The sequence below is a fragment of the Micromonospora sp. CB01531 genome (assembly GCF_001905095.1).
GTDB lineage: Bacteria > Actinomycetota > Actinomycetes > Mycobacteriales > Micromonosporaceae > Micromonospora.
In genome coordinates, this window is record NZ_LWLS01000105.1 from 271288 (window position 1) to 285793 (window position 14506).

The window sequence follows — 14506 nt, forward strand, 5'->3', positions numbered from 1 at the left end:
GATGGGAATCTTCGACGTGGCGTTCCTCGTCTCGGCGATCACGATCGCTGCCCCAATCCTGCTCGCCGCCACCGGGGAACTCGTCTCCGAGCGGGCCGGCGTACTGAACGTCGGCCTCGAAGGTGTGCTGCTCGTCGGCGCCTTCGGCGGCTACCTCGTGATGGCCGGCACCGGGAACATCGCAGTCGGTTTCCTCGGCGGCATCGTCGGCGGCCTGCTTTTCGGGGTGCTGATGGGCGTGCTCGCAATCGAGACCAAGGTCGACCAGATCGTCTCCGGCATCGCACTGACCCTGCTCGGCTACGGCCTGACGGCGTTCCTCAACGACGACGTCTTCAGCAAGCCGCGCGCCTTCGACCCGCTACCTCGACTCGCGATCCCGGTGCTCTCGGACGTGCCCGTCCTCGGGCCCGCCCTGTTCACCCAGGACGCCTTCATCTACGCCACGGCCGTCGTCGTCGTTGTCGTGGCCCTCGCGCTGACTAGGACGACCTGGGGCATCAACCTGAAGGCGACCGGTGAGAGTCCAGTATCCGTTGACGCTGCCGGCGTCAGCGTCCGCGGGTTGCGCTGGGCCGGCGTCCTCTTCTCGGGGGTCTGCGCTGGAGCGGCGGGCGCCTACATCTCCATCGGTGACGTCGGTGTCTTCCGTGAGGCCATGACCGGCGGGCGTGGCTATCTGGCGATTGCCGCGGTCCTGTTCGGAGGCTGGCGGCTGAGCGGGCTGGGTCTTGCCGTCGCGATCTTCGCGGTCACCGATGCCACCCAGTTGCGGCTGCAGGCTGTCGGTGACATCCCTCGTGAGGTATGGGTCGCCGCGGCCCTACTCATCCTGGTGGCTCTCGGCACCCGGCGCGTCCGGAGTGCGGCGGCCACCTCCCGCCTCGACCGGCGGCGGGCCAGCGCTGCCGGGCTTGCCGGCTTGGCCGCGGTCGCGGTGCTGGTCGTGCTCGCCATTGTCCGACCGGCCGTGACGTTGCCGGTGTCCCTGTGGCTCGCCATGCCGTACGTGTTGGCGCTCGTTGCCCTCGCCGCCGAGGGCAAACGGCGGCACAAGGCACCGGAGGCGCTCGCCGTTCCTTATCTGCGAAGTGAGGTCTGACTTTGATCACCGACGTGCACACGCACTTCTGGACCCGGGAGCACCAGCGCTCTCCCTGGACGGACGGGCTGGGACGGGTCTCGAAGACGCTGGCCTCCGACGAGATCGACCTGGTCACCGTGGAGTCCTACCGCCGGGGCGTCGCGCCTGCCGAGCGGACGATCGTCTTCGGACTCCAGGCGCAGGCCTCCGGGATCATGGTCCCTAACGATGCCGTCGCCGCATTCGTACGAGAAGTCGGCGGTCAGACTGTCGGCTTCATGTCGGTCGATCCGACCCGCCACGATGCGGTCGACGAGGTGGAGCGCTGCCACGCGGAACTTGGGTTGGTCGGCATCAAGATGGGGCCGATCTACCAGGGAACCTCGCCGCTGCACCCCATGACGATGCGGGTCTTCAAGACCGCGGAGCGGCTCGGCCTGCCCGTGATGATCCACCAAGGCGCGATCTTCGCGAACGCCGGCCGACTGCCTGACGCCAACCCGCTGCTGCTCGACGACGTGGCGTGCACCTTTCCCGACCTGCGGATCGTGGTCGCACACATGGGCCACCCGTGGATCTACGAGACCGTCGTCGTGATGCGCCGGCACCCCAACGTCTTTGCCGACACATCCGCGATCGCGAGCCGTCCAACGGTGCTGGCGAACGCCTTCTCGGCCGCCAAGGAGTACGGCGTCCTGTCCAAGGTGCTCTTCGGTAGCGACTCACCGATGGTGGCCGCGGCCAGCGCCGCCGCCGCCCTCGAACGGGTCGTCGCGCGGATGCGGCAGATCGCGCACACGCCCATCACCGACGAGGAACTGCACGGGATCCTGCACCGCCCCTCGTTCGACCTGCTCGGCATCGAGGCACCCGCGGCGCCCCCGCCGACTCTGCCGACCGAGCTGACCCGAACCGCCTGCTGACCGTCCCACGGAGAGAGTCATGACGACGAACCAGACCACGAATCCGTCGGTGTTCCTGGACGCCACGGCCGTACTCGACGGCCCGCTCCCCGTCGAGATCTCGATGGAGCCGATCATTCAAGGGGCGCCCTTCGCATACGAGAGAGTCCTGTACGACGCGGCCGGCGCATTCTTCGCCGTCTGGGCGTGCGACGCCGGGGTCTATCCCCGGGTGAAGGACAAGCGGGGCTCGTTCATGTACATCATTTCCGGCGAGGCCACCATCACGGACGAGGGCGGCACCTCCCACGAGCTGACCGCCGGCAGCGTGATCGTGCTGCCGCACGGCTGGGTCGGCGCCTGGGACATCCGCGAAACCATCCGGAAGGTCTACCTGCACACGACCCCGGTGCCGCCGTACCGCGCGGGGGTGCAGCCGTCCGCCTTCCTGGCCGCGGCCGACGTGCTCGAGCGCGACCTACAGCTCCCGGACCCGGCGGTAGGGACCTCCTGGGCGCCACCGGTCGCCGAGACCGTCGTGTTCGACGGGCCCGACGGCCGGTGCGCCGTCCAGGAGCGCGGACCGGGGGTGTTCCGGCGAGCGGCGGCCAAGAGGGCCTCCTACCTGTACGTCATCTCCGGCGAGGCAACCGTCACCGATGCGGACGGCACCACGCACGAGCTGACCGCCGGCAGCGCCGTCGCCCTGCCGGACGGCTGGGCCGGCACCTGGGACATCCGCACCCCGATCCGCACAGTCCACGTCGACACCGCACCGATCGCCGACAAGTGATCATGACAGGAGAAACTGTGATCAACGACGACCCCTACGCAGCCGTGACCCCGGCCCCGCCGCTGCGGGTGTTCAGCAACGACCTCGTCGACGGCACGGAAATGCCGCCGACCTACCGCGACCCGGACATCGGCGGCATCAACACCTCACCCCACCTGGCCTGGTCGGACTTCCCGGCCGAAACCAAGAGCTTCGCGATCACCTGCTACGACCCGGACGCTCCCACCGGGGTCGGTTTCATGCACTGGGCCGTCGCGAACATTCCCGCCTCCGTGACCTCGCTGCCCGCCGGCGCCGGCGCGCCGGACGGGCCGATGCCGGCGGGATCCCTCACCCTCCCCAACGACCTGCGGATGCGCCAGTACATCGGCCCCAACCCGCCGCCGGGCTCGGGCCGCCACCGCTACGTGTTCATCATCCACGCCGTCGACGTCCCCACGCTCGAGATCGATCCCGAGCTGACCCCGGTCGTCCTGGGCTTCAACCTGCACTTTCACACGTTGGCGCGAGGGAGCATGACCGTGTGGGTGGACGCGGCGGGGTGACGGTGACGTGATCGCTCAGCAGCCATCTGTCCGTTTCGTGGAGGCACTGAAATGACAGGAACTCTCTCGGCCGGCCCCACCGGCCGCTCCCGGCGTGCCGAGGTCGCGGGCGCCGGATTCGCCGGTCTCACCATGAGCATCGCGCTCGCCCGGCGCGGCTGGACCGTACGTCTGCACGAGCAGAACGACCAGGTGCGCGACTTCGGCGCCGGCATCCTGCGGTGGCGCAACGCGATGCTGGCCCTCGAAGTCATCGGGGTGGCCGGGGCAATCCGGGCGAACGGCGTGCGACCCGGCACCTACGACACCAACCTGAACGGCGAGCCGGTCTCCTCGGAGTTGGCCGGCTACCCCTACTGGGCGATAACCCGGCCGAAGCTGCACGCGCTGCTCGTCTCTGCTGCCCGTGAGGCCGGGGTCGAGATCGTCACCGGTTCCCGGGCGGTCGGCGCCGACCCGGCGGGCGCCCTGCTCCTGGCGGACGGGAGCCGGCTGACGGCCGACCTGGTGATCGGCGCCGACGGCGCCGGATCGGCGGTACGCAACTCGCTGGGCGAGTTCACCCAGGAACGCAAGAAGTACCAGGACGGCGTCTGCCGGGTCCTGATCCCGCGTCCGGCGGAGTTCCAGGGCCCCGAGTGGGACCGGGTCATCGACTTCTGGACCCTGGAGCCGGACCCGATGCGCATCCTGTTCATCCCCACCGGACCCGACACGATCTACATGGGCATGATGGCGACGACCACCAACGAACGTGCCTCGCGAATCCCGATCGACGTCGAGGTCTGGTCGAAGCGCTTCCCACACCTGGCCACGGCCGTGGAGTTGGCGGGCAAGGCCGAGGGTGGCCGGCACGACAGCTACCAGACCAACCGGGTGACGCCGTGGTCGACCGGTCGGGCGGTGCTCGTCGGGGATGCCGCCCACGCCATGTGTCCCGCGCTCGGGCAGGGCGCCAGCGTCGGCATCGTCAACGCGGTCGAACTCGCCCACACCCTCGATCAGTACGACGAGATCGGCGAGGCGCTCGCAGTGTGGGAGGAGCGCGAGCGGGCCATGACCGACGCCGCCCAGGCCCGCAGCGCCTACATGGCCGAGACCCGCACGCTGGCCAAGGGCAACGGCTTCACCCCTGAGGTCATGGAGACGGCGAACTTCGCGCTTCCCGCGGTGACCCCCGAGATCGAGGCGGCCTACCCGGTGCCCGCGGTGAACCGGTCATGACGACCGGGCCGCACACGGTCGTCATCGGCGACGTCGAGATCACCCGAATCCAGGAGTACGCCGGCCCCAGCCCGGCGACCCCCGGCTTCCTGTTCCCCGAGAGCGACCCGGCGTACTGGCGGGACAACGCCGGATGGCTCGACCCGGACTTCTTCGACGCCCGTCGGGGACAGCTCCGCTCGGTGCTGCACACCTGGCTGATCCGCAGCCAAGGGGCGGTGATCCTGCTCGACACCGGCGCCGGCAACGGCAAGGAACGCCCCTACGCCCCGGTCTACGCCCACCACGACACCGCGTACCTTGCGAACCTGGCCGCGGCGGGGATCGCACCGGAGGACGTGGACATCGTCATCAACACCCACCTCCACGTCGACCACGTCGGGTGGGACACCCGCCTGGAGGGCCGCGGCTGGGTTCCCACCTTCCCGAACGCGCGCTACCTCATCACCCAGGAGGACTTCGAGTTCTGGGACCCGGTGAAGAACCCGCGGCCGCCGGCCGACGGCAACCAGAACGTCTTCGAGGACAGCGTCGTCCCGGTACACCGCGCGGGACTCGTCGAGCTCTGGAGCGGCGAGTACCGGATCGACTCCGATCTCGTGTTGCAGGCCGCTCCCGGGCACACCCCCGGCTCCGCGGTGCTGCGGCTGGAGTCCGGGAACGCCGGCGCGCTCTTCGTCGGCGACATCATCCACTCACCCGTGCAGATAGCAAACCCGGACGTCAACAGCTGCTTCTGCGAAGACCCGGCGCTGGCTCGGGCGTCCCGTCGCCGCCTCCTCGCCGAGGCCGCGGAGCGCTCGTTGCTGGTCTTTCCGGCCCACTTCGGCGGGCACTCCGCCTGTCACGTCGCCGCCGCCGACGACGTGTTCGTCATCCGCGACTGGGCCGACCTGACCCGGATCTGAACCAACGCTCGGAAGGAACCCACCACCGTGACTGAGGACCTGTACGAGGCCGGCATGGCGATGCGCCGCCGGGTGCTCGGCGACGCCCACGTTGACGCGTCGCTGGCTGCCGCCACCGACTTCTCAATGGACCTGCAGGAGTACGTGACGAAGTACTGCTGGGGCGACATCTGGAACCGCCCCGGGCTCAGCCTGGAGGAGCGCAGCCTGATCAACCTCGCCATGATCACCGCCCTCAACCGGGGCCACGAGTTCAAGGCGCACGTCCGCGGTGCGCTGAACAACGGGGTCTCCCAGGAGAAGATCAAGGAGGTCCTCATGCAGACCGCCTTCTACTGCGGCGGGCCCGCCGCGTTGGAGAGCTTCCGCCTCGCGGCCGAGGTGTTCGCCGCTGTGGACGCCGAGTGACCGGGATGGGAATCGAGCACATCGGGTTCATCGGCCTCGGCAAGATGGGCCGACCGATGGCCGCACGACTGTACGAGGCGGGCTACCGACTCACGGTGGCCGACGCCGCCCCGGACGTCGCCGAGGAATTCGTGACCGACCACCCGAAGGCGGCTACCGCCCACACGGTCGACGCATACCGCGCTGTGGACGCCCTGATCCTGATGCTGCCGAACTCGGCGATTGTCGAGTCGGTGCTCGAGGGCGACGCGATCGCGGAAATGCTGCGACCCGGCACTCTGGTCGTCGACATGAGCTCCTCCGAGCCGCTGCGCACCCGCGCATTGGCCCAGCGGTTGGCCGCCCGGGGCCTGCGGATGCTCGACGCGCCCGTCTCCGGCGGGGTACGCGGCGCGGTCGCCGGAACGCTGGCGGTACTGGTCGGCGGTGAGGAGATCGATCTGGCCGAGGTGCGCCCGGCCCTGCAGCGTTTGGCCCGGACCGTCATCCCAGTCGGCCCCATCGGGTCCGGGCACGCGGCGAAAGCCCTGAACAACCTGGTCTCGGCCACCACCATCTCGGTCACCGTGGAGGCGCTCCGGCTGGGGGAGCGGTTCGGCATCCCGCCGGAAACCATGACCCAGGTGCTCAACAGCTCCTCCGGGCGCTCCAACACCAGCGAGAACAAGGCCACCCAGTTCATGATCAGCGGCAGCTACGACTCGGGGTTCGCGCTGCAGCTGATGGCCAAGGACGTCGGGATCGCCGTCGACCTGGCACGCGAACTCGGCCAGGCCACCGAGGTTGCCGACGGCGTGGCCCGACAGTGGCGGCGCATCGCCGGGGAAGTCACGCCGCAGACCGACCACACCGCCATGTACGAGCTGATCGGCGGTGACCGGTGAACGCCCCGCTGCTGCACTGGATCGGCGGCGAGGCCGTCCCCCCGACCGCCGGGGGTTTCCGCTCCGGCACCAATCCGTCGACCGGCGGCGTGGGAGCACAGGTCGCGCAGGGCACGGCGGCCGATGTCGACCTCGCCGTGCGGGCAGCCCATACCGCGGCACCCGGGTGGCGCCGAATCGCGTCGCTGGAACGCGGCCGGATCCTGGCGGCCATCGGCCGGCGGCTACTCGCGGACCTCGACGTGCTGGCCGAACTGGAGAGCCTCGACACCGGCAAGCCGCTCGCCCTCGCCACGGCCGAGATCCGCGGTGCCGCGGAGTACTTCGAGTTCTACGCGGCACTGGTGAACCTGCCGGCGGGCGACGTGCTCGACATCCGGCCCGACCTGCACGTTTACACGCTGCGCGAACCGTTCGGTGTGGTCGGGGTGATCACGCCCTGGAACCTGCCGCTCAACCAGGCGGCCCGGGCCTGCGCCCCGGCGCTCGCCGCCGGCAACACGATCGTCGCGAAGCCCGCGGAGAGCACCTCGCAGACGACCGTGGCGCTGGCCCGGATCGCCAGCGAGGAAGGGCTGCCGCCGGGGGTGCTCAACGTGGTGCTCGGCCGCGGCGACGAGGTCGGCACCGCGATCGTGCAGCACCCGCTGGTGCGCAAGGTGGCCTTCACTGCTTCGGTGCGGGTCGGGCAGGACATCGGACGGATCGCGGCGGACCGAATCCTCCCGCTGACTCTCGAACTCGGCGGCAAGTCGGCCAACATCGTGTTCGCCGACGCCGATCTCGAATTTGCCGCCGCCGAGGCCGTCCGGGCCTTCACGACCAACGCGGGTCAGGTCTGCTCCTCCGGAACCCGGCTTCTGGTCGAGCGGTCGGTCCAGGAGCGGCTTGTCGCCGCGCTGGTGGCGGCCACCCGGCGGATGCGCCCCGGCCAGGACGTTGGTCCGATGATCACCCGAGGCCAGTACGACACCGTGCAGCGGTACTTTGCGATCGCCGCCGAGGAGGGGGCCCGAGCCGAGCTGGGCGGTGGCGTGGTCACCGATCCCGAGCTCGACGGCGGCTTCTACGTCGAGCCCACGATCTACTCCGGCGTCACCAACGAGATGCGGATCGCCCGGGAGGAGGTCTTCGGGCCGGTCCTGGTGGTCATCCCGTTCGACACCGAGCAGGAGGCCATCGACCTCGCCAACGACTCGGAATTCGGCCTGGTCGGGGGAGTCTTCACCGAGGACATCTCCCGTGCCTTCCGGGTCGCCGAATCGATCGAAGCGGGGCAGGTCTACATCAACTCATGGTCGACCCAATCCGTCCAGATGCCGTTCGGCGGGCACAAGCAGAGCGGCTACGGGCGGGAGAAGGGGATCGAGGCGCTGAACCACTACTCGCACGTCAAGAGCATCAGCGTGCGGCTGGCTCCCCGTCGCTGAGGTCCGCACGCCTGCACAGCGGCGGTGCTACGCCGGAACTGCTGGAATACCAGCACAGTCGATCCGGTGGCACAGAGGTACGGCCACCACGCTTTTTATTGGTATGGCAGGACTATCAGGAGGTTGCAGGATGACGAGCATGCTCCGGACCGCCTCGTCGGTCTAGGCCGACATCAGGCTCGCGGAGAAGATGTTCATCGGCGGCGAGTGGGTGGCGGCCGTCAGCGGTCAGACGTTGCCGGTCTATGACCCTGCCGACGGCAGCGTGGTCGTCGAGGTGTCCGCCGGCGACGCGAGTGACGTCGACCGGGCGGTCGCGGCTGCTCGCGCGGCCTTCGCGCCGGGCGGCTCGTGGCGGTCGCTCACCCCTCAGGCCCGCGGCAGGCTGACCAACTTGATTATGGATCGTCAGTGATCATAGGTTGGTCGCGTGGGTCTTCTTCGATTCTCACAGACCACGGCGCGTCTGTCGGTGTTCACCCCGTGATGCTTGGTGTGTGGGCTGGTTCGGGGAGGATTCCGGTGACGCGGGCCGGCTGTGAGCGTTGGTTCTGCTCGATCGATGGTGGGTCGTTGAGTTGGTGAGCGGGAAGCTGCGGCTGGGCGAAGGCGAGACGGTCCGGACTGCGTGTGCCCGTGCTGTGCTGCGCACCGGTGTGGATGAGGAATCCGGTGAGGTCCTGTCTGCGGCGGTGCTTGTGCAGCGGGTTGGTTGGTGTGCTGATCTGGTGGCGGGCATGGTGGCCGCGCTGATCGGCGAGCACTGGAACACGGCGGATGTGGAGGTGCTGGCGGCCGGGGTGGATGCGGGTGGACGGCGGTTGCCGTCGAACGCGTGGATGGCGTTGCGGCGGCTGGGCTGGGCGGTGACCGCGCCGGAGGGTGTGAGGGTTAATGACCGGATCGTACGGATGGCCCAGGAGCAGGCGGGACGTGCGCTTCGTTCGGCGGCGTGGCGTGCCGAGGTGACCGCCGGGGTCCTGTCGACGTGGCCGGCCGATCCGCGTCAGCGCACCCCCGCCGAGTGGGACCAGGTCCGCAAGGCGATCCCGGGCGGGCAGCATCTGCCGTCCAATGTCATCAAGGGCCGCACCCGGCAGGTTGTCACGTTCGTCAAGGCCAATGGTCGGCTGCCGGTGGACGTGTTCGAACTCGAAGGCGTCCCGAGGATTCCGCGGATGTTGCTGCTGGCCGCGTGTGACCGGCAGCAGGCCACCATCGAGCGCAGCGACACCGACCCGGCGAGGGCGCTGCTGCGGCTGCAACTGCCCACCCGTCCGGATCCGCAGACGTATCGGGACTGGACATGGGTCGAGTGCCGGATCACGTTGCCGTCCACGGTTCCCGCCTCGGCGGTGCTGCACCTGCCCACCCTGCGCCTCACCGACGGGACGGTGCGCGCCGACATGGCATACACACATGCCGTGCCGAAAGCGCGGACTACCGGTCACTCGGTGGCGCTTGGCGTGGACTGGGGCCTCAACACCCTCCTCAGCGCCGGAGCCCTACGACTGGGACAGGATGGGCGGATCACGGTGTTGGGGGCCGGTGGACAGTTCCGCGCCGCCGGCATCCTGGCCAAGCAGCACCGCCTGCGCCGCCAGAGTGAGCGGCTGCATGCCAAGGCCGACCAGTACCAGCGGCTCATCGGCGTCGACGAGCGGCATCACCTTGTCGGCAAGCATGCGGTGATCCGGGACGAGATCCGCCACGTGTCCGCCCGCCGCCAAAACCTCAACGACGCGCTCGCCTGGGCTGCCGCCCGCTGGACGGTCGACCAGGCGATCGCCGCCCGGGCGACGGCGATCTACCTGGAAGACCTGCGGTCGATGGAAGCCAAGGGCATGGGGCGAACCCTGAATACCCGCCTGTCCCAGCAGGTCCGCGGAAAGATCAGCGACCGGATGCGGCACCTCGCCGCCGAGCACGGGATCGCCGTGGTCACCGTCCCCGCCCGCAACACGTCCAAACACTGCCCCCAATGTTTGACCCCGCTACAGCACCGTAAAGCCCCCGACCGCCCCACCGCGTCGGGATGGAAGTGGGCCATCTGCCCCCACCAGTCCTGCCGGTGGCAGGGCGACCGCGACCACGGCGCCTGGCGGCGTATCGCCGCCCGCGGACTCACCCACCAGACCAAAACCGTCACCGACAAGACCACCGGCGCCATGGTGATCCGCACGGTCGTCGACGAGCTCGAAGCCGCAGCCGTCGTCACCCCCACCATGTCCAAGACCAGCCGGAGGGACCGGTCGAAGACCGGCCCCACCCGGCCCCGCACGTCACGCCCCGCGCCCAGGCGACGCAGGGCACCCTCCCCCACCCGGCCCCACGGCCGGGCGGGCAAGCGTCCGGAGGGACACGCACCAACGGACCGGAGGCTGCCCCGCGCAGCCCACCGACACCAGGACGTGAACACGATCAGCACACCCACCACCGGCCACCGGCCACGAGGAGCCGCCTTGGGCGCAGGATTCCATCTCCACGCCCATGCAACTCCACCACGGTGGGAAACGATCCCGGAAACCCCATCCGACTCAGGATCGCTAAGCTAATCAGAGACGCTGATCTGGCGGCTGGCCGACCTGATCGAGGAGAACACCGAGCGGCTCGCCGTGCTCGACTCGATCGACAGCGGAAAGCCGATCAACGAGATGCGGTACTTCGACATTCCGTTCTCGGTGGACGTACTGCGCTACTACGCGGGCTGGACCACGAAGATCACCGGCGAGACGATTCCGATCTCCTACCCGGCCAGCCACGGCGGGAGGTTCCACGCCTACACCCTCAAAGAGCCGGTGGGGGTGGTCGCCGCGATCGTGCCGTGGAACCTGCCGCTGCTCATGGCCATCAAGAAGCTCGCGCCCGTCCTCGCCACCGGCTGCACCGTCGTGCTCAAGCCGGCCGAGCAGACCCCGATCTCCATCGCGCTGCTCGCGCAGCTCACAGCCGAGGCCGGCATCCCGGCCGGCGTGGTGAACTACGTGACCGGGTTCGGTGAGACGCCGGCGCGGCCCTCGTCGAGCACGCCGGCGTGGACAAGGTGACGTTCACCGGCTCGGTGCCCACCGGCAAGGCGATCGTGCGAGCCGCCACCGGCAACCTCAAGCGCGTCTCACTCGAACTGGGCGGAAAATCGCCCAACATCGTCTTCGACGACGCCGACCTCGACGCCGTGATCGCCGGCGCGGCCGCCGCCGCCTTCGCCACTCAGGGCGAGAGCTGCATCGCCGGCTCCCGCCTCTATGTGCAGCGCGGTGTCTTCGACGAGGTCGTCCAGCGGCTCGCGAAGCACGCCGCCTCGATCACGCTCGGCCGAGGTACCGACCCCGCCACCCAGATGGGGCCGTTGATCTCGGCCGAGCACCGCGACAAGGTCCTCGGGTACGTCGAGATCGGCGTAGGTGAGGGCGCCGAGGTGGTCATGGGTGGCCGCGCGCCGCAGGGCGAGGCCTACGCCGGCGGCTACTTCGTCGAGCCGACCGTCCTCGTCAACGCCCGCCCGGACTCGCGGATCATGCACGAGGAGATCTTCGGCCCGGTGGTCTCGGTCGTACCGTTCGACACCGAGGAGGAGGTGTTGGTGCTGGCCAACAACACCCGCTTCGGCCTCGGCGCCGCAGTGTGGACCCGGGACGTGTCGCGGGCGCACCGGATGGCCGCCGAGATCGAGTCCGGCCAGGTGTGGGTCAACTGCTACCAGGCGGCCGACTCGGCGCTCCCGTTCGTTGGGACCAAGGAGTCCGGCTGGGGCCGGGAGACCTGCCGGGAGTCGCTGGAGGAGTACCTCGAGACCAAGACGGTCGTGGTGTCCCTGTGAGTGCCTCCCGTGTCGGCTACGACTACATCGTGATCGGAGCTGGTACGGCCGGGTGTGTGCTCGCCGCCAGGCTCAGCGAGGACCCGGCGGTCCGGGTGTTGCTCATCGAGGCGGGCCGGGCCGATCCCAGCGCACGGATCACCACTACGTCCACCTGGCCGGCGCTGCAGCGGACGGACGTGGACTGGGCCTTCCGGACCGTCCCGCAAACCGGCACCGGCAAGGTCCACGACATCCCGCGCGGACGTACCGTCGGCGGCACCGGCAGCATCAACGCGATGGCCTTCCTGCGCGGCGATCGTCGCGACTTCGACACCTGGGCGTATTACGGCTGTACGGGATGGGATTACGCCTCCGTGCTGCCGTACTTCAAGCGATCCGAGACGTCCGCCCACGGCGACCCGGCGTACCGGGGGCAGACCGGTCCGCTCCGCCCGGCACCGGCCGCGCAGCTGCACCCGCTGTCTCAGGCATACCTGGCCGCCGCGGCCCAGGCCGGCCACCCGGTCGTCGACGATCTGAACGGCCCCGAGCTGCGCGGCGCCAGCAGCCACGACCTGCTCATCGTCGACGGGCGGCGGCAGAGCACCGCGACGGCGTACCTCGAGCCGGCGCTCGGCCGGGCGAACCTCGACCTGGCGACCGGGGCGTTCGTGGAGCGGTTGGTCATCGACGGTGACCGGTGCCTCGGTGTCGACGTGGTCGTCGACGGCGAGCGGCGCCACTGCGCGGCAGAGATCGACACCATCCTCTGTGCAGGCGCCATCGGGACCCCACACCTCCTGCTCACCTCGGGGGTCGGCCCCGTTCAGGTCCTGGAGCGCGTCGGCGTCAAGGTGCTCCACGACCTGCCGGGCGTGGGGCAGAGCCTCCAAGACCACATCATCCTGGCCGGCTTCACCGTCGAGGCCGACCGCCCACTCCCGCCCCCCAGCGGCAATCTCGGCGAGACGACGCTGCTGCTGGACAGTGAACCCGGGCGGGCGTCGATCGACCTGCAGATCGTGTTCATTCACGTCCCCTTTACCAACCCCTGGCAGTCGGCGCCCGAGCATGGCTACACCTTCGGCATCGGGCACATGCGTCCCGCCAGCCGAGCGGTGCTGGAACTGGCCAGCCCGGACCCGGCGGTGGCGCCCCGCATCGACTTCCGCTATCTCGACGAGCCTGCCGACACTCGGGCCCTGGTATCCGGTGTCCGGCACGCCCTGCAGCTCAGCGAGATACCGGCCTTCGACGGCTGGAAGGCGAGATCGCACCCGCTCCTGGCCGCCGATGACGCCACGGTCACGGCGTTCGTCCGAGAGGCGGTGCAGTCCTACGGACATGCGGCCGGCTCGTGCCGGATGGGCGTGGACTCGCTTGCGGTCGTGGACCCGCAGCTCCGGGTGAAGGGGTTGTCCGGACTGCGGATCGCCGACGCCTCGGTCATGCCGACCATCGTGTCGACGAACACCAACGCGGCGACGGTGATGATCGCCGAGAAGGCCGCAGACCTCGCGCAGGGGGTCACCGTCGCGGTCTGACCTGTCGGATACCGGCCCGCGCCCCCAGGGCCTGTATCCGCTGGACGACGGGTTGTCCGCCTGGCGACCGGCCTCTACGCGTCGGCCGTGTCTGCGTTGCCGATGTGCACGTTACCGATGGCGTCCATTCGGCCCCACCGTCCAGGGATGTCAAGCAGTTCGATGCGACCGAACCTGGCGGGCAGCGCCGGATCCACTATCAGGTCATCTTCATACGGCTCAAGGCCGAGCATGGTCCGCAGCAGCAGGAACGGTGTTCCGGTAGACCCGGCCTGTGGGCTGGACGCGGTGGGGTATTGCACGGGGTAGCGGGTGAGGTGTCGGGGGTATCCGGCGAAGGCTTCGGGTAGTCGGCCGTCGAAGTAGTTGGCGGCGTCGAGGATGCCTTCGGCGATGCGGGCGGCTTCGGTGTTGAAGCCGTAGCGGCGTAGGCCCCAGGCGATGAGTGAGTTGTCGAATGGCCAGACGGTGCCGACGTGGTAGCCGAGGGGGTTGTAGCGGGCTTCTCCTTCGGCGAGGGTGCGTACGCCCCAGCCGGAGAAGAGGCGGGGGCCGAGCAGGTGTTCGGCGATCTTCGTGGCTCGGGGTTGGTCGACGATGCCGCTCCACAGTAGGTGGCCGATGTTGGAGGACAGGGCGTCGACCTGGTTGCCGTCGGCGTCGAGGGCGAGGGCGTAGTACTGTCCGTCTTCGACCCAGAAGTCGTGGTTGAAGCGGTGTTTGAGGTCGGCTGCCTGGCGTTCGAGTTGGTCGGCGTAGGTGGGGTCGTTCCAGAATTCGCGGGCGAGTCGGGCGCCGCGGATTTTGGCGTCGTAGGCGTAGCCTTGGAGTTCGCAGGTGGCGCGGGGTAGGCCGGGCAGCCGGCCGTCGCGGTAGGAGATGGAGTCCCAGGAGTCCTTCCAGCACTGGTTTTCCAGGCTGTTACGTCGGTTGCGGCGTTGGTACCAGATGTAGCCGTTACCCATGATGTCGCCGTACTCGT

General features: G+C 69.3%; 13 protein-coding genes and 1 pseudogene. 13 read left to right on the top strand and 1 reads right to left on the bottom strand.

The window, feature by feature from the left end; all coding sequences use genetic code 11:
- Position 1 precedes the first annotated feature (1 nt).
- The 13 genes and pseudogenes from A6A27_RS32835 to A6A27_RS32900 all read left to right on the top strand — a co-directional run bounded on the left by A6A27_RS32835 (position 2) and on the right by A6A27_RS32900 (position 13524).
- A complete protein-coding gene (locus A6A27_RS32835; RefSeq protein WP_073838494.1) occupies positions 2–1102 on the top strand; it encodes an ABC transporter permease in 1101 nt (366 codons plus the stop codon).
- A 14-nt stretch (positions 1103–1116) separates the two neighbouring features.
- Entirely contained in the window at positions 1117–2007 is an 891-nt protein-coding gene (locus A6A27_RS32840) for an amidohydrolase family protein (RefSeq protein ID WP_158074102.1), read from the top strand.
- A 19-nt stretch (positions 2008–2026) separates the two neighbouring features.
- The gene (locus A6A27_RS32845; RefSeq protein ID WP_073838497.1) at positions 2027–2779 is read left to right on the top strand and encodes a cupin domain-containing protein; all 753 of its coding nucleotides are present in this window, start codon (positions 2027–2029) and stop codon (positions 2777–2779) included.
- Positions 2780–2796: 17 nt separating this feature from the next.
- A complete protein-coding gene (locus A6A27_RS32850) occupies positions 2797–3324 on the top strand; it encodes a YbhB/YbcL family Raf kinase inhibitor-like protein (protein ID WP_274534607.1) in 528 nt (175 codons plus the stop codon).
- A 51-nt stretch (positions 3325–3375) separates the two neighbouring features.
- Positions 3376–4548 (top strand): FAD-dependent monooxygenase, encoded by a 1173-nt coding sequence (locus tag A6A27_RS32855; protein WP_073838498.1) that lies wholly within the window; start codon positions 3376–3378, stop codon positions 4546–4548.
- On the top strand, positions 4545–5456 hold the full coding sequence (locus A6A27_RS32860; RefSeq protein ID WP_073838499.1) for an MBL fold metallo-hydrolase: 912 nt from the start codon (positions 4545–4547) through the stop codon (positions 5454–5456). The genes A6A27_RS32855 and A6A27_RS32860 overlap by 4 nt, the downstream gene beginning before the upstream one ends.
- A 27-nt stretch (positions 5457–5483) precedes the next feature.
- Positions 5484–5864 carry a carboxymuconolactone decarboxylase family protein gene (locus tag A6A27_RS32865; protein ID WP_198940545.1) on the top strand — a complete coding sequence of 127 codons (381 nt, stop codon included), beginning with the start codon at positions 5484–5486 and terminating at the stop codon, positions 5862–5864.
- 5 nt (positions 5865–5869) lie between these two features.
- A complete protein-coding gene (locus tag A6A27_RS32870) occupies positions 5870–6748 on the top strand; it encodes an NAD(P)-dependent oxidoreductase (RefSeq protein WP_073838562.1) in 879 nt (292 codons plus the stop codon).
- A complete protein-coding gene (locus A6A27_RS32875) occupies positions 6745–8178 on the top strand; it encodes an aldehyde dehydrogenase family protein (RefSeq protein WP_073838500.1) in 1434 nt (477 codons plus the stop codon). The genes A6A27_RS32870 and A6A27_RS32875 overlap by 4 nt, the downstream gene beginning before the upstream one ends.
- A 190-nt stretch (positions 8179–8368) precedes the next feature.
- Positions 8369–8593, top strand: a complete 225-nt coding sequence (locus A6A27_RS32880; RefSeq protein ID WP_073838501.1) for an aldehyde dehydrogenase family protein — start codon at positions 8369–8371, stop codon at positions 8591–8593.
- 166 nt (positions 8594–8759) lie between these two features.
- Positions 8760–10733: a zinc ribbon domain-containing protein gene (locus tag A6A27_RS32885; protein WP_073838563.1), complete on the top strand. Its 1974-nt coding sequence runs from the start codon at positions 8760–8762 to the stop codon at positions 10731–10733.
- Between the two features lie 60 nt (positions 10734–10793).
- A pseudogene (locus A6A27_RS32895) lies at positions 10794–11998 on the top strand (aldehyde dehydrogenase family protein).
- Positions 11995–13524, top strand: a complete 1530-nt coding sequence (locus A6A27_RS32900; protein ID WP_073838505.1) for a GMC family oxidoreductase — start codon at positions 11995–11997, stop codon at positions 13522–13524. Before A6A27_RS32895 ends, A6A27_RS32900 begins: the two are co-directional and overlap by 4 nt.
- Positions 13525–13598: 74 nt before the next feature.
- Here A6A27_RS32900 and A6A27_RS32905 read toward each other — a convergent pair.
- Positions 13599–14506 (bottom strand): amylo-alpha-1,6-glucosidase (locus A6A27_RS32905; RefSeq protein ID WP_443190021.1); only part of this gene is annotated, 908 nt, incomplete at its 5' end.